A 24424-nucleotide genomic window follows, 5' to 3' on the forward strand; every position below is an offset into this window, starting at 1 on the left:
GGCTGCTGACGCCGCTAGAGCTCGAAGGCGTCGCTCGGGGTCTCGCCGGCCGACCCGACATCTGGGAGCCACTCGTTCACGACGACGTCGAGCATCGATGCTACGAGCTCGTTTACGAGGATGAACGGATGGATGCCTGGATTCTCTCGTGGATGCCCGGGCAGGGCACAGGGTTCCACGATCACTACATCTCGGGTGTCGGTCTCTGCGTCGCACGTGGGTGTGTGCAGGAGGACTTGATGGTCTACGGAGCGTCCCACCAGTCACGGGCGTTGCAGCAAGGCGATACACGCAGGGGCGGGCCCGGATACATCCACCGTGTCACCCACGGTGACGGCCTGCCGGCAGTCAGCGTGCACGTCTACTCGCCACGGCTCGACTGGGTCGGTCAGTACCGGCTCGACGAGGACGGCGTCATGCAGCGCGAAGTGCGGCCTGGCCGCAACGAGCTCACCGAGCAGCTCGTGGCCGACGGCGCACTTCAGAGCGTGCTCGAGCGCTTCTAGCGTCTCGCCTGTCAGGCTGAGACGGTCTTGAGGCGGAAGCCGCCGTGGTGCTCGTACGACGCCGTCACGACCGCGTGCGCATCGCGTTGCGCACGCTCGCCGAGACCGGCGGTCGTCGCAGCGGCTATGGGTGAGTGAAGGAGGAGGCGCATCCCGTGCACACCTTCGGGCGAGATGGCGATGCCACCCGGATCGCAGCCGCCACACGCGCCGCCGCCCGCGGCTGGAAGGAACGCGACGAGCGGCTCGGCCGCGCCGCATTCAACGCACGTCTCCAGGTGAGGCATGTAGCCGGAGACCCAGAGCAGCTTGAGCTGAAACGAGAGCACGACCGGATCGAGCGCCGCGCGCGATCCACGCTGCAACGGCGCCTCGTCGAGTGCATCGAGAAACCGCGTCAAGGCCATGAACGCCTTCTCGTTCGCCTCCTGCTCGGTGAAGAGCTTCAACATCGCCTCGAGCCCGATCATCCCGACCTCGAGCCTGTACGACTCGGAGCGAATGCGGTCGTGCGAGCGGACAAGCGAGGCGCCGGTAACCGTGTCGAGGTCGCCGCGACCCTGATGCAGCACGAGCTCCACATGGGAGAACGGCTCGAGGCGCGCGCCGAAGCGTGACTTCGTCTTGCGGACACCCTTCGCCACGGCACCGACCCGTCCCTGATCCTGCGTATAGAGATGCAAGATGCGGTCGGCCTCGCCCAGGCGGAAGGAGCGGAGGACGACGGCCTCGCCAGTGGTCGATCGAGCCATGGCCTCAGTGTACGAGTGGCCGTGGCCGGAGCGGACAGGGCCGCCTCGGGATCGCGGCGGGAATATCAGGGTAGATGCAGGCGTTTATGCTCGCTGGTGCCCGAAATCGTCCTCTATACGACCACGTGGTGCGGCTACTGCATCCGCGCGAAGGCGTTGCTCAACAGCCTTGACCTAGGGTACGACGAGATCCCACTCGACGACGATCCGGGGTTTCGCAAGCGTGTATTCGAACTCGGCCACCAGTGGACGGTGCCGCTCGTCGTGATCGACGGCGAGCCGATTGGCGGCTACGACGAACTCGCCGCGCTCAATCGCTCTGGCGCGCTCGCCGAGCGGTTCGCGGCATAGGTCAGCTCCCGCGGCGGGGCGAGTGACGACCCCGGCTGCTGCTGTTTGATCCATAGAGGATGAGTCCGACGATCGCTTCATCAGATCGAGGCGTCCCGACGCGTTCATCGAACAGTGGTCAGGCTGATCGAGGCAGGGTCTGGCAGTCCGGACAGTAGGTCGTCGTCCGCCCGCCGACCACGATACGAACGAGCGGCACCCCGCAGCGAGCGCACGGCTCTCCCCCACGGCCGTACGCTCGGAACTCGTCCTGCATCGAGCCGTAGCTTCCGTCGGGTTGGGCGTAGTCGCGGAGCGTCGATCCCTGGCGTTCGATCCCCTTACGGAGAACGCTGCGGATCGCCCGATGCAACCGGCCGAGTTCCATGTCGTCCAGGCTGCCCGCGACGCGGAGGGGATGCAGGCAGCAGATCCAGAGCGTCTCGTCGACGTAGATGTTCCCGAGGCCTGCGATCGTCCGCTGATCGAGGAGAGCCGCCTTGAGCGGGGCGCGTCGCCCTTCGAGTCGCCCGCCCAGCTGAGCGGCGGAGAGTGACCCGAGCGGCTCCGGACCGAGGCGCGCCGCGAGATATGGATCGAGGTCGCCGGCCTCGAAGATCTCCCAGGTACCAAAGCGCCGGACGTCGCGATAGGCGACGTCCGACCCATTGTCTAATCTGAGAACAGCACGTGTGTGGGGGTCGTCGGCCAGCGCCCCTCGTCCCGCGTACCGCAATGATCCCGTCATCCGGAGGTGCACGAGCAACGATCGATCCGAGTCGAACCCCACAATCAAGTACTTGCCACGACGACCGACGTCCGTCACGCGCTCCCCGACGAGTGCTGCAGCGACAATGGCTGGGTCGAACGGCCGTACGAGACGCGCATCGCGGATCTCCACCTCCTCGAGGCATGCCCCCGCGAGGATCGGTGAGATCGCCCGACGCACCGTCTCGACCTCGGGAAGCTCGGGCACGTGTTCAGTCTAGGCGCGAGCGTTGCTCGTCCCCGGAGAGGCTCGAAGCATGGAGCCAGGTCGGCCGCCCACGGTGCCTGGCTCAGGAAATGACTTCGAGAACGATCCCACGGGCTGCAGGCGCCGCGTCGGCGATCGTGTAGGCCGCGAGGATCGCGTCTACCGCGACCTGGGCGGACGCCTCGTCCCGCGCGTGCACCTCGGCGAGATCGTCGCCTGCGAGCACGGTGTCCCCGCGCTTTGCGAAGCAGACGGCGCCCACGGCAAGGTCGATCGTGTCCGTCGTTGTCCAGCGCCCGGCTCCAAGTTCGAGTACGGCAACGCCCACGGCAAGAGCGCCGAGGCGTGCGACGACACCGTCCCTTGGGGCCGTGACAGCCAGCCGCACGGGCGCCTCGGGCAGCGCGTGCGGGTCAGGGTCGCCTCCCTGAGCCCGGATCCACCGCTCGTAGGTCGCGTACGCGGATCCATCGGCGACAGCAGTTTCGGCGCGGCGGCGTCCCTCGTCGACGTCGATCCCCAGGTCGGAGTACGCGAGCAGGCGCGCGGAGGCATCGAGTACAAGCTCCGTGAAGTCGTCCGGCCCCGCGCCGCGAACCGTATCGATCGCCTCCCGAATTTCGAGTGCGTTACCGATAGCCCGCCCGAGAGGCTGATCCATATCGGTGAGGAGGCACGTGACCTCCATGCCGGCTCGGAGGCCGAGGTCGAGCATCTCGTGTGCAAGCACCCGCGCATCTTCCAGAGTCTTCATCCAGGCGCCATCCCCAACCTTGATATCGAGCACGACGGCGTCACCCCCTGCGGCGAGCTTCTTGGACATGATCGATGATGCGATCAGGGGCACGATGTCAACGGTCGCCGTAACATCGCGGAGGGCGTAGAGCTTCTTGTCGGCAGGAACGAGGTTGGCGCTCTGGCCGACGATCGCCACTCCGACATCGCGGAGCTGTGCAATCATCTCCTCGGTCGTCAGCTCGACTCGAAAACCTGGAATCGACTCGAGCTTGTCGAGCGTTCCACCGGTGTGTCCGAGTCCTCTGCCGCTCATCTTCCCGAGCGGAACTCCGCAGGCCGCAACGATCGGTCCGACCGCAATCGACGTCTTGTCGCCCACGCCGCCGGTCGAATGCTTGTCGACGACCTTGCGCCCGATGGCAGCCCCGAGAGCGACCGTCTCACCCGACCGTACCATCGCATCGGTGAGAGCAAGCGTCTCGGCCGGCGTCAGGCCCTTGAAATAGACGGCCATGCACCAGGCAGCCATCTGGTACTCGGGCACCTCGTCACGCGCGTACGCGAGGACAAACTCCGCAAGCTCGTCGGCGGGAAGCTCTTCGCCGTTGCGCTTCCGCTCGATGAGGTCTACAGGATGAATCACGGATTTCGTTCTAACAGAGGGCCCTGGTGCGCCGCAGAAGGTGCCGTTCGCATTCGCTTCGTGATGAAAGCCGTCAATCGCGCCCCCGTCACGGTTCGATGATCGGCGTTCCCGGAGCACCCTTTCCCGGGTGCTTCGCGCCGAGCCAGGCGCAGACCGTCGCGCCGACATCGCCGAACTCGCCTGCGTGGATCCGCCCCGCGGCGTTTCGTCCTGCCGCGTAGGCAAGCAGCATCGCGTGCTCGCGCGAGTGATCGCTCGAGGGCGTCGTCGGATCGCACCCGTGGTCGGACGTGATAAGGAGCAGGTCGCCGTCCCTGAGCGTTTCCAGAATGTCGGGAAGGCGCCTGTCGAAGTCCTGCAGGCAGCGATGGAAGTTCACGGGATCATTGCGATGGCCCCAGAGCTGATCGGTCTCGACAAGATTCGTGAACACGAAGCCGTCGTCGATCGACTCGAGCAATTCGATCGTGCGGTTGATGCCGTCGACGTTCGACTTGGTCGGGAACGACTCGTCGATGTCGCACCCGGCGAAGATGTCGGAGATCTTCCCGACGCCATACGTCGTATGCCCGGCATCGCGGATTGCGCTGAGGTAGTTCGGACGCCGCGGCTCGAGCGAGAAATCATGGCGGTTCGTCGTGCGCTCGTACTTCCCGGGCGTTCCGGTGAACGGACGAGCGATGACCCGACCGACAGCGTGCTTCCCGGTGAGAATCTCGCGCGCCGCGCGACAGGCGTCGTACAGTTCCTCGAGCGGAATCGTCTCCTCGTGGGCCGCGATCTGGAACACGGAGTCAGCGGAGGTGTAGACGATCCACTTCCCGGTCTTCTGATGCTGCTCCCCGTACTCGAGGATCACCTCGGTTCCGGAGGCAGGCTTGTTGCAGAGCACCCCGCGCGCCGTACGATTCATGAACGGATCGATCACGTCGTCCGGGAAGCCGTACGGATACGTCGGAAACGCGACCGCCGTGACCACTCCCATCAGCTCCCAGTGACCGGCCGTCGTATCCTTCCCCTTCGAGCGCTCGAGCAACCTGCCGGCCACAGCGGGGGCTCCAGGCTGCGGGGGGCAGCCTTCGAGCGGCTCCACGTTGCCGAGCCCGAGCGCCTCGAGATTGGGCAGGTCGAGACCACCGACGGCGCGAGCGACGTTTCCGAGCGTGTCCGAGCCCACATCTCCCCACTCGGCAGCATCCGGCAACTCACCTGCACCAACGGCATCGAGCACAATCACGCACGCTCGCGGCATGCCGGTAGTCTACGCACCACATGCGAACTGTTCTCGGACTGCTGGAGCTCGTGTTCTACGTCTGCGCGATCCTGTCCCTCTCCGCCGGGGTCACGTACCTCGTGGTGAGGATCTCGCCGATGAAGACGGCGAAGCGTCAGCCCGACAAGACCTGACGGACGTCCGCCTCACCAGCCGCTCCTCGTGGCTCGCCGCAGGAATCGACGTCATGGCGATGCGACGCACGTGGCGCCACGCCTGACTAGAGCGCGTCGGCCAGGGGGAAGTACTCGAGGCCATGTGCCTGCGCGACAGCCTCGTACGTGATCTTGCCGGATACGACGTTCACGCCCTTCGCGAGTGTCGGGTCAGCCTCGATCGCACCCGCCACGCCACGATCTGCGAGCACCTCGACGTACGGCAGGGTCACGTTCGTCAGCGCCTTCGTCGAGGTCACCGGGACTGCGCCCGGCATGTTCGCGACGCAGTAGTGAACGATGCCGTCGACCTCGAACACGGGATCGTCGTGTGTTGTCGCGTGGGACGTTTCGAAGCAACCGCCCTGATCGATCGCGACGTCGACGAGCACCGAACCTGGCCGCATCAACCCGAGCATCTCGCGGGTCACGAGCTTCGGGGCGATCGCACCCGGGACGAGCACGGCGCCAATCACCATGTCGGCGTCGGCGATCACTTCCTCGATCTGGAGGCGGTTCGACATCGCGAGCGTGACGCGTCCGTCGAGGGCGATCTCGAGATCCCGCATGCGCTCGACCGACCTATCGAGTACCCACACGTCAGCCTGCATGCCGAGCGCGATGATCGCCGCGTTGAGACCAACGACGCCGCCACCGAGGATGACGACCCTGGCGGGCGGAACGCCTGGCACTCCGCCGAGGAGGATCCCGCGGCCGCCGTGTGCCTTCTCGAGCGACCAGGCCCCCATCTGCGGCGCGAGGCGTCCCGCGACCTCACTCATCGGGGCAAGCAACGGCAGTTGCCGATCGGCCCTCTCGACGGTCTCGTAGGCGATGGCCGTGATCCCGGAGTCGACGAGGGCGCGGGTCAGGGGCTCATCTGCCGCGATGTGGAGATACGTGAAGAGCGTCAGGCCTTCCCGGAGACGGCCGTACTCCTCTGCGATCGGCTCCTTGACCTTGAGCAGCAGGTCTGCCCCGGCCCAAACGTGCTCCACGGATTCGATCCGGGCGCCGACCGCCTGGTAGGCGGCGTCCGCGAACCCCGATCCTTCGCCAGCTCCCTGTTCGATCAGGACCTCGTGACCGCGCCGCACGAGCTCGAGCGCTCCCGCAGGCGTCAGTGCGACACGGTACTCCCGCTTCTTGACCTCCCTGGCAACCCCGATCCTCATCGCGGCGGGACGATACCGGACCCGTCAGCGCCCGGGTGAAACCGATCCCTGGGCGCCCGCGAGCTTCTCGACGAGCTGACGTTCGTCGGGACCGAACGGCGGCCCGTAGCCCGCCGCTGCATTCTCACGCGCCCGGTCCGGTCTCGAGGTGGCGGGGATCACCAGATCGACCCGAGGATCGGCGAGACACCACTTCAGGAGCGCCTGTGCCCACGTCTCGACGCCGAACGAACGAAGAGGCGCGAGCGCTTCCACCGGCGGCCCGGGCCTCAGCCTTCTGTCACGGGCGCCCCCGAGCGGCCGCATCACGATTACGGCCAGGCCGAGCTCCTCCGCAAGGGGCAGAATGCGCGCCTCACACTCCCGCTCGAGTGGGTTGAGTGGGATCTGGACGCAGTCGAACCTGCCGCTCCGCATCGCCTCCTCGAACTCCACGACACCTCCTGCGTCGTGGTGGGTGACGCCGACCCGGTCGATCCTGCCTGCGTCTCGCTCCTCCTCGATCCACTGCACCTGCTCTCGCCAGGCTACGAGATTGTGAACCTGCTGTAGATCGACGCGCCCGAAGAAGGCGAGCTGCGCGTCGTACTGGCGCCGCCCCTCCTCGACGGACTCCGCCCAGATCTTCGTCGCCACGATGGCCGCATCACGCCGCTCCTTCAGCGCCGCACCAAGCGACTCCTCGGCCGACCCGTACATCGGGGACGAATCGAATACGGTCGTGCCGGCGCCGATCGCAGCGCCGACAACCTCGTTCGCAAGTGGCACGTCGTCGAGAAAGGTCTCGTAGGTGCCGAGGCCGACCACGGGCCCGAGACGCCGCTCCTCCATCATCCGAGGAGCGCTCGCGCGTGACGGCCCGCGGCGAAGGCCGAAGCAAAGAACCACGGATCCTCCGCCGGCCCGCGTCCCATGTGCTTCAGAGGCAGGCCCGTGCACGCGTCCTGCCATCCCTTCACGTCGATCTCGACCACGTCGCCGAGGGCCCCGTCGTGACCGAGGTCGCTCGGCCACGGCACGTCGGGCTGCCCGAGCGTGAGGCGGAGAGCCGAGAGCGTGTGGTGTGAGACGCCGCGATGCCGGGCGCGAGAATCCGCGCCGGAGTACCGGACCGCGACGACGGCCCTACCGCCCAGAGCGGCGGCCGCGTTTCCAGCCTCCGCAACGGCAAGTCCGCCGTGCCCGAAGACCGACCCAGTGCCCGCGATCCCGGGGCCGATTCCGCAGACGACGATGTCGAATCCTCGCGCCTTCGCCCATGTCAGCGCCGATGCGACGGTCAACGCTTGCACGTCGCCATCGAGACACGGCGAGACGGCGATAGCGGTCTCGATCAACCGTCGGGTCTTCAGCGTGCGGATCGTGTCGGAGAAGGCGACCGGTAGCGCTCCGCCCGCAAGCTGCGCGTAGGCGACCCGGATCCCTACCCCGATGCCGGCAACGACCGGTGGAACCTGGCTATGAAGGCCGCAGCAGACGACAGGCATGCCGCCGAGGTCGTCGGCGAGGCCATCGCTCTCCTCGACGCACGCCGCCGCCGACTGGCCGGGCGTGTACGGCAACGCCATCACGTGGGCCGAGGACGGCGGCTGCAGTCCGAGGCCTCTCGTCATGTTCGCGTAGAGCACGTCGAACCCGCCGGAGCCAAGCTCGAGATCCAGCGCCTGCGTGTTCACGAGCACCGTGTCGCCGACCTCGACGTGCCCCGTCTGGCGCGGATACGCGATGCATTCCTTGCCGTCGACGGTGCAACGGATCAGCTCGTCGAGTCTCTGTGTGACGGCCGTCACCGTTCCCCAGCGGAGCGTCAGCGCCATCTCACCAGGATTCCCTTGCCGCGTCGACGATCGCGAGTGTCACGTCGACCATTGCCTCGAGGTCTGCCACAGCGATGCGCTCGTCGGGCGTATGAATGTCGATCATCCCGTTCCCGAGATTCACGCACCGAAGACCGCGCTCGTTGAAGACGTTTGCGTCCGCGGCGCCTCCCGAGAACGCTGTCGCCGGCTCATACCCGGCGCGTCGCAGCCCTTCGGCAGCAAGGGCGACCGCCGGTTCGTCCTCCGCGAATGCGTAGCCTCGATACGTCTGCTCGACCTCCGTCTCGGCCGTGCAGTCCGACGTGCTTGCGGCAAATCCAATCGCGTCGAGCATCTCCTGCGTCAGAACGGCCAGGGTCCCGGGATCGCGCGACCGTGCCTCGGCGTCGATCGTGCACCACTCGGGGACGATGTTCCGCGCGGTACCACCCGAGATCACGCCGACGTTGGCGCTCGACTGGTGGTCGGTGCGACCGAGCCGCATGTCTGCGACCGCCCGCGACGCCGCGAAGATCGCGGAGCGGCCGTCCTCCGGTGCCATACCCGAGTGCGAGGCGCGCCCGTGGAACCGTGCTCGGATCGCGTTCTGGGACGGCGCCCCGAGAATGATCTCACCGATCGGCGCTGCCTGATCGTAGACGTACCCGGTGCGCGCCTCGAGGCGGTTGTGATCGAAGGCGAAGGCGCCCACGAGCCCGACCTCCTCCTTGGGAGTGAAGAGCAGTTCGATGCCTGCGTGCGGTCGGCGCTCGACGACGATGCGCCGCACGGCTTCGAGCATGACGGCGACCGCCGCTTTGTCGTCCGCGCCCAGAATCGTGCCGCCCGCGTTTCGGATCACTCCATCTTCGATCACGGGCTCGAGCGGGCCGTCGGGTGGAACGGTGTCGAGGTGCGCGCAGAGGAAGATCGGTGTCCCCTCCCCGGCGCCGCCCGGCACGCGACAGAGGATGTTGCCCATTGTCGAGCCGATCGACAGACCGGAGTCGTCCTCGTCCCACGCGAGCCCCATCGCCTCGAGCTCCGCGATGACGCGATCGGCGACCGAACGCTCCTCCCCGGGCGGGCTCGGAATCGCAGCGAGCTCGAGGAACAACCGAGTGACGTCGCTCAGCGGACGGCCTCGGCGGTAACGTCGACACGAGTGCGTGCGCGCTCGAGCGCGGCGCCGACAAACCCGGTGAAGAGAGGTGCCGGTCGAGTCGGGCGCGACTTGAACTCCGGGTGGAACTGGCTGGCGACGAACCAGGGGTGCTCGGGGAGCTCGACGATCTCGACGAGCCGTCCCTCCTGGAACGTGCCCGAGATGACGAGGCCGCTAGCGACGAGCTGATCGCGGAATTGATTGTTGACCTCGTAGCGGTGACGGTGGCGCTCGTTGACGGTCCCCTCGCCGTAGATCTCGCGGGTTCGTGTGCCGTCCGCGAGCTCGACGGCCTGCGCGCCGAGGCGCATCGTGCCCCCGAGGTCCTCGATCTCCTTCTGCTCGGGCAGCAGGTCGATCACCGCATAGGGAGTCTCGGGGTCCATCTCCGTCGAGTTGGCGCCCTCGAGTCCGGCGACGTGTCGGGCGAACTCGGAGACGGCGACATGCATACCGAGACAGATGCCGAGATACGGGATCCGCTGCTCGCGCGCGACGCGACAGGCGAGAATCTTCCCCTCCCAACCACGTGAGCCGAAGCCGCCCGGAACGAGCACGCCGTCGACCGTCTCGAGCTCCTCGACCGCCTCCTCGTAGGTCATGTTCTCGGAGTCGAACCACCGAACCCGCACCTTCGCTCCCTGGTGCATCCCTGCGTGCTTGAGCGCCTCGTGGACGGAGAGGTACGCGTCGTGCAACTTCACGTACTTGCCGACGAGTGCAATCTCGACATGCTCGCGCCGCTCCTCGATGAGATCGGTCAAATCCTTCCACTCGCCGAGCACGGCCGGCGGCGCATCGAGACCGAGTCGCTTGCAGACGAGCTCGTCGAGACCCTCGTGCTGGAGAAGCTCGGGGATCAGGTAGACGTCCGGCACGTCGGGTGAGCCGATCACCGCTCGCTCGTCGACGTCGGCAAAGAGCGCGATCTTCTCGCGGATGTCGTCCGAGAGCACCTCGTGTGACCGGCAGACGACGATGTCCGGGTGGATACCGATCCGACGGAGCTCGTTGACCGAGTGCTGCGTTGGCTTCGTCTTCAGCTCACCTGCGGCCTCGATGAAGGGCACCAGGGTGACATGGAGGTAGAGGACGTTCTCGGGCCCGACCTCGCGTCGGAACTGCCGGATCGCCTCGAGGAAGGGCAACGATTCGATGTCGCCCACGGTTCCACCGATCTCGGAGATCACGACGTCTGTGGGCTGGGCGCTGGCGCCGCGCCTGATCCGAGCCTTGATCTCGTTCGTGATGTGTGGGATCACCTGAACGGTCGCGCCGAGGAAGTCGCCCTTGCGCTCCTTGCGTAGAACCGTCTCCCACACCGCACCCGCGCTGTGGCTCGAGTTCCGCGACAGGTTCTCGTCGATGAACCGCTCATAGTGGCCGAGATCGAGGTCGGTCTCTGCACCATCCTCGGTGACGAAGACCTCGCCGTGTTGGAACGGGCTCATCGTTCCGGGATCGACGTTGAGGTACGGGTCGAACTTCTGCGCCTGCACGCGAAGGCCGCGCGACTTCAACAACCGCCCGAGCGACGCAGCGACGATTCCCTTACCCAGAGCCGAAACGACGCCACCGGTGACGAAGACGAACTTGGTCTGAGGCTCGCTCAACCGAACCTCCCCAGACGATCGAGCTCGCGCAACACGGGCGTCGCCTCGATCGTGGCGCCGAGGGATCGGCGCTCGCCGATGACGGTCAGGAGAGAGAGCGCTCCGATCGCACCCCACCGTCTCCATCCCGTGAGCTTCTCCACGGAAGAGAAACCTAGCACGGCTCCAAGAGCATTCGAGCCCGCATCCCCCAGCATCGCCATCTCCCTCAGATCGTAGGGGGCGAGCAGGACGGCCGAAAAAGCCGCCCGCCTCGGTGTTCCACCGATCACGAGCGAGCCGATTGCAAACGCCTTCAGCGCCCGCCCGGGGCGTGTGTCGAGCTGATTGACGGTGTTGGCTGCGAGGCCGACGAGGATCGCTCCGGACACCGACCGCGTCCGTGCGAGAGCGAAGAGTGGGATCCCGACAAGCTTGAGCGTGCCCGTCGTCGCACCCGATCCGAGGTGGGCACGGAACCCTCGCTCCGGTCCACTCCAGAGATCGTCGGCAAGGCCGATAGCGGCCACGGGCAACACGGATGGCACTGCGAGCCCGACAAGAGAGCCGACGAGGGGCAGACGCAAGCCGCGGTAGTTGACGGCCTGCGGTCCGCATGCGAGAACGAGCTCGGCAAGTTGGCGGCCGCGATGGGTGTATCCACGAACGGTTCGCCCCGTGGCACGATGCTCGAGATCGAGCTCGACCTCCTCGACCACGAGCCCGGCCCGAACGGCGTCGATCGTCATTCGCGTCTCCACACCGAAACCCATCGCCACGGGAAAGACGGTGTCGCGAGCACGCTGCGACAGGAAGCGCTGGCCGGACAGCGGCTCGCGCGGCGCGAACCCTGAGCGGGCCGCGATCAGTGACCGTGCAGCGCGCTTGGCGAGACCGAGCCCTCCCCCGTCACGGGTTCTGAAGACCGCGATCGCGAGATCCGCTTCGGTCGCCGTGAGAGCGCCGACGTCCCCGACGAGATCGGCGTCACAGAGCAGCAACGGCCCCGGGCCGAGCTCCCGTTCCGCCAGCGTCAACGCCTGGCCCTTCCCTCGACGTTCGAGCACTACAACACGGGCTCCTGCCTTCTCGGCGACGGCGACCGTTCGGTCGTGCGAGCCATCGTCTGCGATCACGACGTCTGCGTCCGGGAGCCGGGAGCGAAGCGAATCAACAGTCGCTCCGATGCGCTCCTCCTCGTCGCGGGCGGCGACGAGGATGGTGAGACGGCCACTCACCCCTGCGTCGGCTGGGCGATGATGGGCGGCAGGATCCCGTCCGTAGCGAATTCCTTGACGCCGTAGTTGCCCGGCGCCCCTCCGCCGAGCACGAGCACGAGCGCGAGACGCCCGGCCGACGTGTCGACCGAGTCGACCGTCGAGAGCCCCGCCAGAGCAAAGGCAGGAATCGCGGTCGCGCCGTCCCCGGAGGAATCAACCCCGACAGCGGGAGCGCCCGTGCGAGCAAGACCGGTGTAGACGCCGGCAAGGAACGTCTTGGTCGGCCCTCTCTGCGGCTCGGCCGTTCGAACGACGACGACGGCGTCGACCGGGGGTGCCGAAAGCCCCTTCCGCTCGAGCACGATCGTCTCGTCGAGCGCATCCCACAGTGGCGTTGCCTCGCCCCTCGCGAGCTCTCCGGCCAGCACTCCACCGACGTCCCCGAGCTGCGCGAGGCCCTGCAGCGGCCGGAACGACGGCTGGCGCTTGAGGATGTCCTGCACGCGCTGTGTATCGAGTGGCACGCGGATCGACCGTGTGCGGACGACGGCGCCTCCCGCGTCGACGACAGCCTTTCGAACCGTCAAGGCCGTGCCGGCGTCGACAGGGCCGACGAACAACACTGCGACGCGCCTGCCATCCAATCGCCCAGGGACAACCGCCGGGTACGCCTCATCAGAGAATCGCCGAAGCGCATCCTCGACGCGCGAGGCCGCATCGAGCGATCCCTGAGCCGAGGCGACCTGCTGCTGGAGCGCAGAGATCTGGTTCGTGAGGTTGTCTCGCTCGGCGTCGTTGACGAACCCTTTACCCGAGAGCCCGACGCCCACGAGGATGCCGATCACAAGAGCGACGAAGACCGCCGTCAGCGAGGCAACGTGGTAGCGGAGATCGAACACGAAGGCAGTGTAGGGCGCGCGAGGCCGACTCCGGAAAAGCTTCTTCGATCAAAGGCCGAGCGTGTTCCCCATCGAACGAGCGAGCGACTCGATGACGTTCCGCAGCGCCGGCGAGGCGAGGACGGCGACAGCGATAGCGGCGACGCCCGCCGCCGCGAACGTGACGAGCGGCCAAACCCCGATCCGCGGGGAAACGAGTCGCGACACGCCCTTCGCGTCGACGAGCGACTCGCCGACCTTCAGTCGCGTCACGAAGGTCGAGGCCATACCCTCGCGATTCCGCTCGAGGAACTCGACCAGATTGAAGTGGGTTCCGACCGCGACGATCAGCTCCGCCCCACGTTCGTGAGCGAGGAGGAGCGCGATGTCCTCGCTGATTCCGGGAGCCGCGACCGTGGAAAAGGGCAGGCCCATGCTACGCAGCCGTTCGGAGCCCGGGGCGCGACCGTCCGCGTAGGCGTGGACGAGCAGCTCAGCGCCCGAGTCGAGCGCGGCGTCGGTCGCCGAGTCGAAGTCACCGACGATCACATCGGGGCGAAGTCCGATCTCGAGCAGCGCGTCGGCACCACCATCGACGGCAACGAGCACGGGCTTGAAGTTCCGGATGTACGGTCGCACGATGCGCAAGTCGCTCTTGTAGCCAGGCCCACGGGCCACGACGACTGCGTGCCGGTCACGAAACTTCGTCGCGAGCGGGGGAAAGTCGATCCCGGCGGCGAGCAGTCGGCCCTCGTCTCGGAGGTGCCGAAGCGTGTTGTCTGCGAACGCCTCGAGCGCATCGGTCACGCGCGCCTGCTGGTCTGTGAGAGCCAGGGCCAGCGCTCGCTCCGTGAGCTCGATCCCCTCCGCAAGACGTGTGCCGTCGCGCCAGAGCGAGCCCCCGCGCACCGTGATCATCTCTCCGTCCGAGAGCTGATCGAAGAGGTCGGATCCCGGAACGTCGACCAGGCAGACGCCGCCGCGGACGAGCTCGAGAGGGCCGGGATTCGGGAACCGGCCAGAGTTCGACTGCGCGATGTTGACAACCGCGCGCACGCCGGATTCGACGAGCTCCTCCGCCGAGACACGATCGAGATCGACGTGGTCGATGATCGCGAGATCTCCGGGGCGCAGGCGCTTGACGAGATCCTTCGTGCGCTTTCCAAGCCGGGCCGTGCCGACGATCTCGCTCACGAGCGGGGCTCCGATGCGATCCCGGCGAGGAACTCCTCGCCTCCGAGCATGCGTTCGAGCTCGGAGCGACGCTCCTCCGGCGAGAGCGCTTCGATCCGCGTATGGGTCGGGTCGCCCGCGACTTTCTCGACCCGGAAGTGAGTCGTAGCGACGCTCGCGATCTGGGGCAGGTGGGTTATCGTGATCACCTGTGCGCGAGTCGCGAGGCGGGAGAGCGTCTCGGCAACGCGATGTGCGGTGACGCCGCCGATCCCCGCATCGATCTCGTCGAACACGAGCGTCTCTCCGCCGGCAACGACCGCGAGCGCAAGCGCGATACGGGAGAGCTCTCCGCCCGAGGCGGTTTCCGCGACGGGACCGAGTGGCATGCCGGGGTTCGGCCGGATCTGGAAGACCGCCTCGTCGAACCCGATGGGGCCGGGCTCTCGGCGACGAAGCTCGACGTTGAACTCACCCTCCCCCATTCCGACGCCCCTGAGGTTTTCGGTCACGGCCTCCGCGAACGCTTCCACTGCGTCGCTCCGCGCGTCATGGAGAGCCGCCGCCCGAGCGCTGAACTCCTCCTCGGTGAGAGCCAATGCGGCAGCGGCCGCCGCGACCGGATCGACACCTGCGTCGACCTGATCGAGCTCGCCGAGCGCCGCGTCGCGTCGATCGAGCAAGGCATCCGTCGTCTGGGCATCAAACCGGCGACGCGCCTCCGCGATCAGGTCGAGTCGCTCCTCGACCGACTCGACCCGGGCAGGATCTGCCTCCAGAGAGGCCACGAATCGGTGCAGATCGCCCCCGACGTCGTTGAGTCGGTGGACAAGGTCACGAAGCTCGGCGGTTGGCCCCTCGAGCTCCGGCGCGAGGTCGACGAGCGGTGCCAGCGCGCGTTCTGCAGCAGCCGCGAGTGACACCGCACCCTCGCCATCCTCCGGCGCAACTGCTGCTGTCGCTGCAGCAGCACCCGCGGCGAGCTCCGCTGCATGGCGCATCCGCTCGCGTTCGGCCCGAAGCGTCTCTTCCTCCCCTCGCTCGAACCCCTCTGTTCGCTCGACGAGATCCCGCAGCGCATTCACGCGTGCCTCCTCCGCGCCCGCATCTCTCGCAATTTCGTCGTTGCGGCGGCGTGCCGCGGTCAGCGCACGCCACGCGTCCCGGGTGTCGCGTCGTCGGGCGGCCTGCTCATCACCGACGAACGCGTCGAGAACCTCGAGCTGGTAGGCCGGCCGTGCCAGCCGTCGCTGCTCGAACTGCCCCGACATGGCGATCAGCCGTTCCGTCGCCGCGGCAAGATCCTCGCGTGCGATCGCTCGTCCCCACGCGTAGGCCCTCGTACGACCGTCTGCGAACACGCGGCGAGCAAGCACCACTCCCGGTTCATCCTCCGGGCGTAGCTCCGCAAATGCCTCCAGGTCCGCGTCGTCGAAGAACCCTTCCTCGACGTCGAACTCGGCCTCGACGTACGCCTCCTTCGCCGCAGGGCCAACAGCGGCGATGTCCCCCTTGACGCCGAGAAGGAGCCCGATCGCCTGGGCAAAGATCGTCTTTCCGGCGCCGGTCTCTCCGCTGAGCACGTTCAGGCCACTCCCCAGGTCGAGCTCGGCCTCGCGAATGAGGACGAGGTTCTCGATCCTGAGGCGACGTAGCATCCCGGGGATGGTAGACCGGACGCGCGGCCGACACACGTGTCCCGACTCGACGTGAACCGGAGCTACGAGCTCCCGAAGCTCTGGCGGTAGCGGCGGACGAACGTGGCGTCGGGCAACGTGCCGAGCAATGACCGCTCCGCCCCGAGGCCGATCGAGACCTGTCCCCCCGGCCCGCAGTCTGCGATTCGATGGCCGTCGACGAGCACGGCGCAATCGACCGCGGCCGTCCGGTTCCAGACGACCAGGTCGTGACCGCGGGGAAGGACGAACGGGCGCGCGCGCAGATCGTGTGGAGCGACGAATGTCAGCGCCATCGCGTCGAGGCCCCACATCAGCACCGGGCCACCGTTCGAGAGGTTGTAGGCGGTCGATCCCGAGGGAGTCGCGCAGATCAGCCCGTCGCAGGGAACACGACCGAAGTCCTCACCTCCGACAGACCATTCGATCTCGACCATGCGGCCGAGTTCGCCGCTCGTCACGACAGCATCGTTGACCGCGACAAAGCGTTCCCCTCCGATCTCGACCTCGAGCGTCGCCAACTCGACGACCTCGAGCTCTCCGCGGAAGACCCGTTCAACGCCCACCTCGAGATCGCCCTTCGGAATCGCGCTCAGAAAGCCGACCCGCCCGAAATTGACGCCGATCACCGGGATGCCCGTGCCGAGGAACCGATGCAGTGCGCGTAGCATCGTCCCGTCGCCTCCGAGGACGATCGCCAGTTCGACCTCGCCTGAGCTGACGGCCTCGTCGCCCGCGACGAGGAGCTCGACCCCTTCCCGTGCAGCAACTGCCTCGAGCTGCGCGAGACCGGTGCCGAGCGCGTCGGGGCGGCCGTGCAGCACCACAGCGGCCCGCTTGACGCGGCTACCCGACGGCATCGTCGATCCAGCGTTCGAGTTCATCGGCATCGGTCGGCTCCGGATTGTCGATCAAGTGGACGAGGAACTCCCGGTTTCCCTTCGGGCCCGGGAGACCGGAGTCTACGACGCCGAGCACGCGCGAGCCCCAATCACGCGCAGCCCCGCACACGTCGCGCAAAACGCGCCGGCGGACGTCGAGGTCGCGCACTACCCCCTTCGGCGTATCTGCACGGCCCGCTTCGAACTGTGGCTTCACGAGAACAAGAGCCTCCCAGCCCGGCGCAGCGAGGCGAAGCAGAGGCGGTAGGGCGGTCTTCACCGAGATGAACGAGACGTCGCACACGATCACCTCGGGCGAGAACGGCAAGCTCGTCACGTTGCGAGCGTTGATTCGCTCGAGCACCGTCACCCGGTCGTCCCCCCTGAGTCGGGGATGGAGCTGGCCATAGCCGACGTCGAGGGCGATCACCCGCGCGGCGCCGCTCTGCAACAGGCAGTCCGTGAACCCTCCGGTCGAGGCTCCCACGTCGAGGCAGTCCCTGTCCCGCGGATCGAGCGAGAGCAGCTCGAGTGCGTGCGCGAGCTTCTCGCCGCCCCGCGAGACGAATCGTGGCGGCCGCTCGACCTCGAGCACGACGGACTCGTCGAGCTGCGTACCAGGCTTGTCGTAGCCGGAGACGAGCCCGGCGATGACGAGTGCCTGCGCCTGGCTGCGGGTCTCTGCGAGGCCACGCTCTACGAGGAGGAGATCGAGCCGCTTCTTCTTCACAGAAGGAGAGTAGAGGCAGCAGCGTGGTACACCTGCGGGATGGAGCGGAAGGGCGAGCAGGGCACATTGAACGAGCTCGAGGAGCAGATCGTGCTCGGAACCACAGAGCTCATCATCCGCCGACCGGCAGATGTCGAGTCACTCATCGACGAGGAGCGATTCGCCGACCGCGAGTTTCTGCCCTACTGGGCGGAGCTCTGGCCGAGCGGGCTGGCGCTCGCGCGATTCGTCGCAGGGCTCGACCTTCGCGGAAATGACGTGCTCGAGCTGGGCTGCGGCCTCGCGCTCCCGTCACTTGCCGCTGCCCTGGCCGGAGCTGCAGTCACGGCAACCGACTGGGCCCCGGAGAGTATCGACCTCATCCGCCGCAACGCGCACGCCAACGGCCTCTCGATCGCTGCGCAGGAGCTCGACTGGGCGGCGCCCGTCGACCTCGACCGATATCACGTCGTTCTTGCAGCGGATGTCCTCTACGAGGAGCGGAATGCCGAGCCGCTGCTCCGCCTGCTCGACGACGCTGTCGCTCCCGGCGGCGTGGCCCTCTTCGCCGACCCGGGGAGACGGCACGCGCAGGCTTTCTTCGACCGCGCGCGGGGAAGCGGCTGGTCACTGGAGCTGACGGCCACCGACGAGCTCCCCTCCGGTTCGATGGTGCGGCTGTCGCGATCGGCCGGCTAGAGCTAGGCGGTGCGGATGACCAGGCTGTCGACGATCGTGCGAAGCACGGAGGTGTCGGCCTCGATCCTCTCGAGCGCGGCGTTCGCGCGCCCTCCCGCCTCGCGCGCAAGCTGGCGCGCAACGTCGGCGCCGAGCCGGGCGGCGTATCCGTCACCATCGAGGACGTCGTCGACGACCTGGAACAGCATCCCTAGCTCCTCACCGAAGGCCCGCCACGGCCCGTGCTCGGCCTCGGGCACATCGGCGACCCACAGCGCGAGACCGACCGACGCCGCGAAGAGGCGCCCCGTCTTGAGTCGGTGGAGCTGGGCCAGATCGGTATCTCCACCGGTGATGTCGAGGAACTGGCCCCCGATCATGCCGAGCGTCGCATCCGCGAGCTCCCGCGCGGGGGCCGTTGTCGGGTAGGTCAGGGCGAGCCGAAACGCTTCGGCGAGCAGCGCGTCCCCGGCAAGCAACGCGACACCCTCGCCGAAAGCGATGTGCGCACTCGGCCGCCCACGCCGCTCGTCGTCGTTGTCGAGCGCCGGGAGATCGTCATGGACGAGCGAGAAGGCGTGAACAAGCTCGAGCGCGCCCGCCGCGGGCAAGGCCCGCTCGGGTGCGACCCCGGCTGCCTCTGCCGTGGCGAGGCAGATGACCGCCCGAATGCGCTTTCCCCCTGCGAGGGCGTAGCGCATCGACTCCTGCTGTGCGCCCAGCTCGGGCGTCAGCTCGAGCCGATCCAGGTACTGCTCCGTCAGGTCGACGAGTGCGTCAGGCGCCTGCATCGGCGCTCGCGCGGGCCCGCTGCACCTCTGCCTCGATCTGCTTCGCCAGCTCGGCAATCTCCGCGAGATCGTCGACAGCGGCGTCAACGTCACCGGCCTCGGCGAGTCGCTCGAGACTGTCGAGTCTCGCTCGCAGCCGCTCTGCAAGCTCCTGTGCTCGCCCAAGGCTCTCGTTCGCGCTCACGACGTCTCCTCGCGCATGATTCGGCCGAGGATCCCGTTGACGAGCCGGGCAGCATCCTCCGTCGCATAGCGCTTCGCGAGTACGACGGCTTCGTTGATCGCCACTTCGGCAGGCACCGTACCCTCCTCCAGTTCGTAGACCCCGATACGCAGAATGTTCCGCTCGAGCGTACCGAGCCGATCGGCCGCCCACGCGTCGGACGCCGCGGTGATCCGGTCGTCCAGCTCCGGGGCGCGCTCGGCGATTGCCTCTGCGAGACCGAGAGCGAAGTCGTCGGGTGTTCCGTCGTAGAGTGACGCGAGCGGCTGTCCTGTGAGATCCCACTGGTAGAGAAGGAAGAGCGCCGTCCGGCGCGATTGCCGCCGTCCCACCTTGGCGACGGTCACGCGATCTCCTCGAACGTGACGTCGACCTGCGCCGGGAGGCCCGTGGTAGCAATGACCGCGCGGGCCACCGAGTGCTGAACGGCCGCTCCCAGGCCCGCCAGCTGAACGCCCCCTGCGGCCTGGACGCCTACCTCGACGCGAACGCCGCGCGGGTCGACGGCGACGCTCACGCGGCGACGGGAGCGCAGTCGAACGCCCTCGACTGCCTCCGTTGCCCGCGTGACGAGGGAGGCGAGAGCGGCTCCCGTGAGCTCCACACGACCGAGAGGGCCTGGGACGGCGAACCCGTCGTGGCTCACGCGGGCACCATCGACGGGAGGCGGCCTTCCATCTCGGCAAGGTAGCTGGTCGAGTAGGCGCCTCCCCGGAACTCGCGTGAGCGAAGAATATCGATCGCGAGGTCACGCGTGGTCGGGATCCCTTCGATCTCGAATTCCTCGAGGGAGCGGATCGCCCTCGCAATCGCAGCGTCGCGTGTGTCGTCGCGCACGATCACCTTCGCGATCATCGAGTCGTAAAACGGGGGGATCGAGGCTCCCTCGAAGACGGCAGTGTCGACGCGCACGCCCGGGCCGAGCGGCGGGCGGAACCGCGAAACGAGCCCGGGAGCCGGGGCGAAGTCGCGCCGCGGGTCCTCGGCGTTGATCCTGATCTCGATCGCATGCCCGGCACGAGGAGCACGGCCTGTCACGGACAGGCGCTCGCCCGCAGCGATCCGAAGCTGCTCTCGAACGATGTCGATCCCGGTCACCATCTCGGTGACCGGATGCTCGACCTGGAGGCGGCAGTTCACCTCGATGAACGATGGCGAGCCGTCAGGCCCGAGGAGGAACTCGAACGTTCCGGCGTTGAGATACCCGAGCTGCCGACAGGCTCGCTCGACCGACGCTTCCATCGTCTCGCGGGCCTCGGATGTCAGCGCGGCGGACGGCGACTCCTCGATCAGCTTCTGGTGGCGACGTTGAATCGAGCACTCTCTCTCACCGAGCGTCAGTACCCCGCCGTGACCGTCACAGAGCACCTGGATCTCGACGTGCCGCGCCGGGACGAGCGCCTTCTCGAGGTACATCGAGCCGTCACCGAAGGCCGCCTCCGCCTCGGCGCTGGCAGCTCCGTAGGCCGATTCGAGATCCTCTGGCCGGTCGACGACGCGCATACCCTTGCCGCCGCCGCCAGCGGTCGCCTTGAGGAGGACCGGGAACCCGAGCTCGACCGCCGCGACCCGAACCTCGGCGAGCGTTGCCACCCCCTCCGTCCCGGGGACGAGCGGCACTCCCGCGGCGCGCATCTCGGCCTTGGCCCGGGCCTTGTCGCCGGTCTTCTCGATGACTTCCGCTGAGGGCCCGACGAAGATGAGGCCGCTCTCGACGCAAGCTCGCACGAAGGCCGGGTTCTCGGACAGGAACCCATAACCCGGATGCACCGCCTCGCAGCCGGTGGTCTCGGCCGCGGCGATGACGTTCGGGATGCGGAGGTAGCTCTCCGTCGCAGAGGGCGGTCCGATACAGATGGCCTGGTCAGCGAGCCGGACGTGGAGCGCATCGCGATCGGCCGTCGAGTAGACGGCGACGGCCTCCACTCCCAGCTCGTGGAGTGCGCGGATGATCCGTACCGCGATTTCACCTCGGTTCGCGACGAGCACGCGAGAGAACATCGCTAGCCGTCGCTCACGAGCGGGGTGATGTGGTTTGGAAGTGCGACTCGGGTGGTTCCGCAGCAACGAGCACTTTCGGCGAGGGCCGCGTCAGTGCTGGTTGCCTCGATTGTGCCCTCGGCGGACGCGATCCGCAGTGTGCAGAGCAACATCCGGGTGTGCTGCCAATCCACATCAAGCCTCTAAACGATGGGCTGAGTGTCGACCGGGTCGAGCTCGAAGAGGATCTGTCCGAACTCGACGGCCTGCCCGCTTTCGACGTGGATCGCCTTCACGCGGCCCTCGTGCTCGGACTTGAACTCGTTGAAGAGCTTCATTGCCTCGAGCAGGCAGAGCGTCTGGCCCACGGTGACGACGTCTCCGACCTCGACGAACGGGGGCGTCCCGGGCGACGACGAGCGGTAGAAGACTCCGACCATCGGTGAATCGACCCGGACGCCCGCCTTGACGGAAGTCTGCTGCACCTCCCCAGCAGGAGGTTCCTGCAGTGCGGCGAGCGGGGCGGCAGACGCTGCGACCTCGTCTGCCCGGCGGACCGAAACACGCATGCCCTCGTCTTCGATCTCGATCTCCCCCACGCCCGACTCCTGCACGATCTTGACGAGCTCGCGGATTCGCTCGGCGCGTGTCGCGTCAACGTCTCCGACGAGAAGCGACGACTCTCGTGAGTGCCTCTGCCGGATCGTCTGGAGCAGCATCTCCGCCTCGTCGCCGAACATGGCGAGCAGAACGAGGTCTTCCTCACTCGCCGCGAGACCTTCGGCCGCCTCGCGCACGTCCTCTGCGCTCGGCGGATCCTCTTCAAGCCGCGCGCCGCTTCCCTGGACGAGGGCAATCACGCGCGAGACCGACTCTTCGATAGGCGCCGGCGTCGTGCCGTAGCTGCCTTCGATCAGCATCCGGAACTCGTCGAGGACGGTGCCGTAGCGACGTGCTGAGAGGATATTGAGCAGCGCCTGCGAGGCAAGAATCTGGCCGATCGGCGCGGCGAGTGGCGGCCAGCCCGACTCGGCGCGAATCCGGGCGACCTCGGCGAGCGTGTCGAGCAGCCTGTCGCCTGCAGCATGGGCGCGGAGGTGGACGTCGAGAGCAGCGACGAGGCCGGCGGGCAGATCGTACTCCGCCGCACGTACGGCGATCCTCGGTGCGACCGGCGCGACCGGCTCGTCGCCGATGTGCTCGTCGATCAGATCCGCTGCCGACCACAGGTGCGCCGTCTCGACACCCGTGTCCCGTCCGAGTCCATGAAGTGCGTCCACGAGCGACTCACCGGAGACGCGGTGCAGCGTCAGCGCCAGCGGATAGACGGCGGTCGCGATCAGGTCGGCGCCGACCCGCGTTGCGACCACCGCGTTCAGTAGCCCCGTGCCGGCCGCACCCTGAACGAAGAGTCCGACGGGAAGCCCGGTGGCCTCGGCGATCCGCTCCACGAGCTCCTCGACGAGGTGTGGGAGCAGTGCGTCAGTCGGGTCGTTGATGATCACCCGCGCGGCGCCGAGAGCCGGAATCTGCTTCGCTCGCTCGACGAGTGCGTCGATCTCGCCCGTTCGGCCAGCGCTGTAGACGAGTCCGACATGGAACTCCTTGCCGGCACTCACGATCGCCTCTCCGGCCTCCTCCAGGTTGGAGACGTCGTTGAGCGGGTCGTGGAGACGAAAGATGTCGATCCCGTTGTCCGCCGCGCACGCGATGAACCGCCTGACGATGTCCTCGGACACCGGCTTCGAGCCGACGAGGAACCGGCCGCGCAACGCGAGCCCGAGCGGCGTCGTCGTGCGCGCGTCGATCGCGCGGATGCGCTCCCAGGGACTCTCGACGGCGCGGCGCACAGCCGAGTCGAAGACTCCCCCACCCGAGACCTCCAGGTAGCCGAAGCCGGCCTGGTCGAGGATCTCGGCGATGCGCAGAACCTCGCCGGTCGGCAGCTTGCCCGCGAGGGGCTCCTGCGAGAGCAGGCGAATCGTGGTATCGACGATCTGTGGCATCTCGGAAGTGGACCTTACCGTGGTCTTCGGAAGCAGGCTTCAGCTCGCTGGCCGGCCGATCCATGCAGCGCGTTACGCGCGCGAGATGTAACGAGCCTCGGTCGGGTCGACCTTGATCCGATCGCCTACGTTGACGAAGAGCGGCACCGCGACGACGGCGCCTGTCTCGAGAGTGGCAGGCTTCGTCACGTTCGAAACCGTGTCGCCCTTCACGCCCGGCTCGGTCATCGCGACCGACAGTTCGACGGACGAGGGAAGCTGGATCGCCGTCGGCTTGCCGTTGACGGCGAGGATCTGCACGATCGACGACGGCAGGATGTACGTGAGCTCCATCTCGACCTCGGCGCGCGGCAGCGCAAACTGCTCGTAGGTCTGCTCGTCCATGAAGTGCGCGTCGGTGCCGTCGTCGTACAGGAACTGCACGTTCTTCGTCTCCGTGTGCACGCGCGCGAACTTCTCCCCGGCGCGGAACGTGTCGTCGATGACGGCGCCCGTCTCGAGATTCTTCAGCTTGGTGCGCACGAATGCGCCACCCTTGCCGGGCTTGACGTGCTGGAAGTCGACGATCCTCCACATCGAGCCGCGATGTTCGATGTGCATCCCCGTCTTGAACTGATTGGTGCTGACGATGTCTGCCATGACGCGCGGGAGGGTACCTGCACCTGCTGCTTGAATGCGCCGATGATGACAACGAACGCCGTGGAGGTCGACGTCGAATCGGCACGTCGGATCGCCGTTCGCGCGCAGTACCTCGACGGCTCGGCCAGTGACGTGCTCGCGACCGTCCGTCGTCTCGGATTCCTCCAGCTCGATCCCATCGCGGCCGTTGCTCCGCCACAGCAGCTCGTGCTCTGGAGTCGGCTCGGGAACCACGATCGCGGAGAGCTCGATCGGCTGCTGTGGGATGAGCGCCTGCTCTTCGAGTGGAACGCGTTCGTCTGGCCGATCGAGTCCCTACCGATCATTCGGGGCTTGATCCGGCGCGAGCGAACCTCCTCGCGCTACGCGCACGAGCGATGGCGCCGCGACTTCATCGCCGAGAATCGCTCGTTCCGTCGCTATGTCCTCCGCGAACTGGAGCAACGCGGACCGCTCCTGTCGC

27 protein-coding genes are annotated in these 24424 nt (G+C 67.4%); 5 read left to right on the plus strand and 22 right to left on the minus strand.

Features of this window, described 5'->3' with window-relative positions:
* Positions 1 to 506, plus strand: a 506-nt coding sequence (locus tag ABIR74_RS13415) for a hypothetical protein (protein ID WP_348178967.1), incomplete at its 5' end; no start/stop codon positions are given.
* Positions 507 to 517: 11 nt separating this feature from the next.
* Here ABIR74_RS13415 and recO read toward each other — a convergent pair.
* The gene (recO, locus tag ABIR74_RS13420; RefSeq protein ID WP_348178969.1) at positions 518 to 1258 is read right to left on the minus strand and encodes a DNA repair protein RecO; all 741 of its coding nucleotides are present in this window, start codon (positions 1256 to 1258) and stop codon (positions 518 to 520) included.
* Positions 1259 to 1354: 96 nt separating this feature from the next.
* On the opposite strand from recO, the gene ABIR74_RS13425 reads away from it, so the two are divergent.
* Positions 1355 to 1609 (plus strand): glutaredoxin domain-containing protein, encoded by a 255-nt coding sequence (locus tag ABIR74_RS13425; protein ID WP_348178971.1) that lies wholly within the window; start codon positions 1355 to 1357, stop codon positions 1607 to 1609.
* Between the two features lie 118 nt (positions 1610 to 1727).
* On the opposite strand, the gene mutM is transcribed toward ABIR74_RS13425, so the two are convergent.
* The 3 genes from mutM to ABIR74_RS13440 all read right to left on the minus strand — a co-directional run bounded on the left by mutM (position 1728) and on the right by ABIR74_RS13440 (position 5200).
* A complete protein-coding gene (mutM, locus tag ABIR74_RS13430) occupies positions 1728 to 2564 on the minus strand; it encodes a bifunctional DNA-formamidopyrimidine glycosylase/DNA-(apurinic or apyrimidinic site) lyase (RefSeq protein ID WP_348178973.1) in 837 nt (278 codons plus the stop codon).
* Positions 2565 to 2646: 82 nt separating this feature from the next.
* Positions 2647 to 3945: a thymidine phosphorylase gene (locus ABIR74_RS13435; protein WP_348178975.1), complete on the minus strand. Its 1299-nt coding sequence runs from the start codon at positions 3943 to 3945 to the stop codon at positions 2647 to 2649.
* 88 nt (positions 3946 to 4033) lie between these two features.
* Positions 4034 to 5200 carry a phosphopentomutase gene (locus ABIR74_RS13440; protein ID WP_348178976.1) on the minus strand — a complete coding sequence of 389 codons (1167 nt, stop codon included), beginning with the start codon at positions 5198 to 5200 and terminating at the stop codon, positions 4034 to 4036.
* Positions 5201 to 5220: 20 nt separating this feature from the next.
* Between ABIR74_RS13440 and ABIR74_RS13445 the strand changes: the two genes are divergently transcribed.
* The gene (locus ABIR74_RS13445; RefSeq protein WP_348178978.1) at positions 5221 to 5355 is read left to right on the plus strand and encodes a hypothetical protein; all 135 of its coding nucleotides are present in this window, start codon (positions 5221 to 5223) and stop codon (positions 5353 to 5355) included.
* 86 nt (positions 5356 to 5441) lie between these two features.
* Here the strand turns inward: ABIR74_RS13445 and ald are convergent, their stop codons facing one another.
* From ald to ABIR74_RS13500, 11 genes are all read right to left on the minus strand, one after another.
* Entirely contained in the window at positions 5442 to 6551 is a 1110-nt protein-coding gene (gene ald / locus ABIR74_RS13450) for an alanine dehydrogenase (protein ID WP_348178980.1), read from the minus strand.
* 24 nt (positions 6552 to 6575) lie between these two features.
* Positions 6576 to 7382, minus strand: a complete 807-nt coding sequence (locus ABIR74_RS13455) for an aldo/keto reductase (RefSeq protein WP_348178982.1) — start codon at positions 7380 to 7382, stop codon at positions 6576 to 6578.
* Complete coding sequence (locus ABIR74_RS13460; RefSeq protein WP_348178984.1) at positions 7382 to 8368, minus strand: DUF3866 family protein; 987 nt, start codon at positions 8366 to 8368, stop codon at positions 7382 to 7384. Before ABIR74_RS13460 ends, ABIR74_RS13455 begins: the two co-directional genes overlap by 1 nt.
* 1 nt (position 8369) lies before the next feature.
* Entirely contained in the window at positions 8370 to 9467 is a 1098-nt protein-coding gene (locus tag ABIR74_RS13465) for a M20/M25/M40 family metallo-hydrolase (protein ID WP_348178986.1), read from the minus strand.
* Between the two features lie 14 nt (positions 9468 to 9481).
* On the minus strand, positions 9482 to 11128 hold the full coding sequence (locus ABIR74_RS13470; RefSeq protein WP_348178988.1) for a CTP synthase: 1647 nt from the start codon (positions 11126 to 11128) through the stop codon (positions 9482 to 9484).
* Positions 11125 to 12345, minus strand: a complete 1221-nt coding sequence (locus ABIR74_RS13475; RefSeq protein WP_348178990.1) for a glycosyltransferase — start codon at positions 12343 to 12345, stop codon at positions 11125 to 11127. The genes ABIR74_RS13470 and ABIR74_RS13475 overlap by 4 nt, the downstream gene beginning before the upstream one ends.
* On the minus strand, positions 12342 to 13226 hold the full coding sequence (locus ABIR74_RS13480) for a copper transporter (protein ID WP_348178992.1): 885 nt from the start codon (positions 13224 to 13226) through the stop codon (positions 12342 to 12344). Before ABIR74_RS13480 ends, ABIR74_RS13475 begins: the two co-directional genes overlap by 4 nt.
* Before the next feature lie 48 nt (positions 13227 to 13274).
* Positions 13275 to 14399: a putative cytokinetic ring protein SteA gene (steA, locus tag ABIR74_RS13485; RefSeq protein WP_348178994.1), complete on the minus strand. Its 1125-nt coding sequence runs from the start codon at positions 14397 to 14399 to the stop codon at positions 13275 to 13277.
* Entirely contained in the window at positions 14396 to 16036 is a 1641-nt protein-coding gene (locus ABIR74_RS13490) for an AAA family ATPase (RefSeq protein WP_348178996.1), read from the minus strand. The genes steA and ABIR74_RS13490 overlap by 4 nt, the downstream gene beginning before the upstream one ends.
* Before the next feature lie 62 nt (positions 16037 to 16098).
* Positions 16099 to 16938, minus strand: a complete 840-nt coding sequence (locus ABIR74_RS13495; protein WP_348178998.1) for an NAD(+)/NADH kinase — start codon at positions 16936 to 16938, stop codon at positions 16099 to 16101.
* Positions 16901 to 17665: a TlyA family RNA methyltransferase gene (locus ABIR74_RS13500; RefSeq protein ID WP_348179000.1), complete on the minus strand. Its 765-nt coding sequence runs from the start codon at positions 17663 to 17665 to the stop codon at positions 16901 to 16903. Before ABIR74_RS13500 ends, ABIR74_RS13495 begins: the two co-directional genes overlap by 38 nt.
* A gap of 39 nt (positions 17666 to 17704) precedes the next feature.
* Between ABIR74_RS13500 and ABIR74_RS13505 the strand changes: the two genes are divergently transcribed.
* Complete coding sequence (locus ABIR74_RS13505) at positions 17705 to 18343, plus strand: methyltransferase domain-containing protein (protein WP_348179002.1); 639 nt, start codon at positions 17705 to 17707, stop codon at positions 18341 to 18343.
* Between the two features lie 2 nt (positions 18344 to 18345).
* On the opposite strand, the gene ABIR74_RS13510 is transcribed toward ABIR74_RS13505, so the two are convergent.
* The 7 genes from ABIR74_RS13510 to efp form a co-directional block, all read right to left on the minus strand.
* Entirely contained in the window at positions 18346 to 19113 is a 768-nt protein-coding gene (locus ABIR74_RS13510; RefSeq protein ID WP_348179004.1) for a polyprenyl synthetase family protein, read from the minus strand.
* A complete protein-coding gene (locus tag ABIR74_RS13515) occupies positions 19100 to 19297 on the minus strand; it encodes a hypothetical protein (RefSeq protein ID WP_348179006.1) in 198 nt (65 codons plus the stop codon). Before ABIR74_RS13515 ends, ABIR74_RS13510 begins: the two co-directional genes overlap by 14 nt.
* Positions 19294 to 19683 carry a transcription antitermination factor NusB gene (gene nusB / locus ABIR74_RS13520; RefSeq protein ID WP_348179008.1) on the minus strand — a complete coding sequence of 130 codons (390 nt, stop codon included), beginning with the start codon at positions 19681 to 19683 and terminating at the stop codon, positions 19294 to 19296. Before nusB ends, ABIR74_RS13515 begins: the two co-directional genes overlap by 4 nt.
* Positions 19680 to 19982, minus strand: coding sequence for a hypothetical protein (locus ABIR74_RS13525; RefSeq protein WP_348179010.1), 303 nt, complete (start codon positions 19980 to 19982; stop codon positions 19680 to 19682). The genes nusB and ABIR74_RS13525 overlap by 4 nt, the downstream gene beginning before the upstream one ends.
* Positions 19979 to 21325, minus strand: coding sequence for an acetyl-CoA carboxylase biotin carboxylase subunit (locus ABIR74_RS13530; RefSeq protein WP_348179012.1), 1347 nt, complete (start codon positions 21323 to 21325; stop codon positions 19979 to 19981). The genes ABIR74_RS13525 and ABIR74_RS13530 overlap by 4 nt, the downstream gene beginning before the upstream one ends.
* 194 nt (positions 21326 to 21519) lie before the next feature.
* Positions 21520 to 23322, minus strand: coding sequence for an acetyl-CoA carboxylase biotin carboxyl carrier protein (accB, locus tag ABIR74_RS13535; protein WP_348179014.1), 1803 nt, complete (start codon positions 23320 to 23322; stop codon positions 21520 to 21522).
* Positions 23323 to 23394: 72 nt separating this feature from the next.
* On the minus strand, positions 23395 to 23961 hold the full coding sequence (gene efp / locus ABIR74_RS13540; RefSeq protein ID WP_348179016.1) for an elongation factor P: 567 nt from the start codon (positions 23959 to 23961) through the stop codon (positions 23395 to 23397).
* Positions 23962 to 24003: 42 nt separating this feature from the next.
* On the opposite strand from efp, the gene ABIR74_RS13545 reads away from it, so the two are divergent.
* Positions 24004 to 24424 (plus strand): crosslink repair DNA glycosylase YcaQ family protein (locus ABIR74_RS13545; protein WP_348179018.1); only part of this gene is annotated, 421 nt, incomplete at its 3' end.

Source organism: Gaiella sp., from assembly GCF_039915195.1.
Classification (GTDB): Bacteria; Actinomycetota; Thermoleophilia; order Gaiellales; family Gaiellaceae; genus Gaiella.

What these genes read in the sequence shown, in the direction of transcription:
- accB (WP_348179014.1), bottom strand. Translation starts at nt 23,322, where the DNA reads ATGCCACAGATCGTCGATACCACGATTCGCCTGCTCTCGCAGGAGCCC.
- efp (WP_348179016.1), bottom strand. Translation starts at nt 23,961, where the DNA reads ATGGCAGACATCGTCAGCACCAATCAGTTCAAGACGGGGATGCACATC.
- recO (WP_348178969.1), bottom strand. Translation starts at nt 1,258, where the DNA reads ATGGCTCGATCGACCACTGGCGAGGCCGTCGTCCTCCGCTCCTTCCGC.
- ABIR74_RS13505 (WP_348179002.1), top strand. Translation starts at nt 17,705, where the DNA reads ATGGAGCGGAAGGGCGAGCAGGGCACATTGAACGAGCTCGAGGAGCAG.
- ABIR74_RS13490 (WP_348178996.1), bottom strand. Translation starts at nt 16,036, where the DNA reads ATGCTACGTCGCCTCAGGATCGAGAACCTCGTCCTCATTCGCGAGGCC.
- ABIR74_RS13510 (WP_348179004.1), bottom strand. Translation starts at nt 19,113, where the DNA reads ATGCAGGCGCCTGACGCACTCGTCGACCTGACGGAGCAGTACCTGGAT.
- ABIR74_RS13460 (WP_348178984.1), bottom strand. Translation starts at nt 8,368, where the DNA reads ATGGCGCTGACGCTCCGCTGGGGAACGGTGACGGCCGTCACACAGAGA.
- ABIR74_RS13455 (WP_348178982.1), bottom strand. Translation starts at nt 7,382, where the DNA reads ATGGAGGAGCGGCGTCTCGGGCCCGTGGTCGGCCTCGGCACCTACGAG.
- ABIR74_RS13440 (WP_348178976.1), bottom strand. Translation starts at nt 5,200, where the DNA reads ATGCCGCGAGCGTGCGTGATTGTGCTCGATGCCGTTGGTGCAGGTGAG.
- ABIR74_RS13495 (WP_348178998.1), bottom strand. Translation starts at nt 16,938, where the DNA reads ATGAACTCGAACGCTGGATCGACGATGCCGTCGGGTAGCCGCGTCAAG.
- ald (WP_348178980.1), bottom strand. Translation starts at nt 6,551, where the DNA reads ATGAGGATCGGGGTTGCCAGGGAGGTCAAGAAGCGGGAGTACCGTGTC.
- ABIR74_RS13445 (WP_348178978.1), top strand. Translation starts at nt 5,221, where the DNA reads ATGCGAACTGTTCTCGGACTGCTGGAGCTCGTGTTCTACGTCTGCGCG.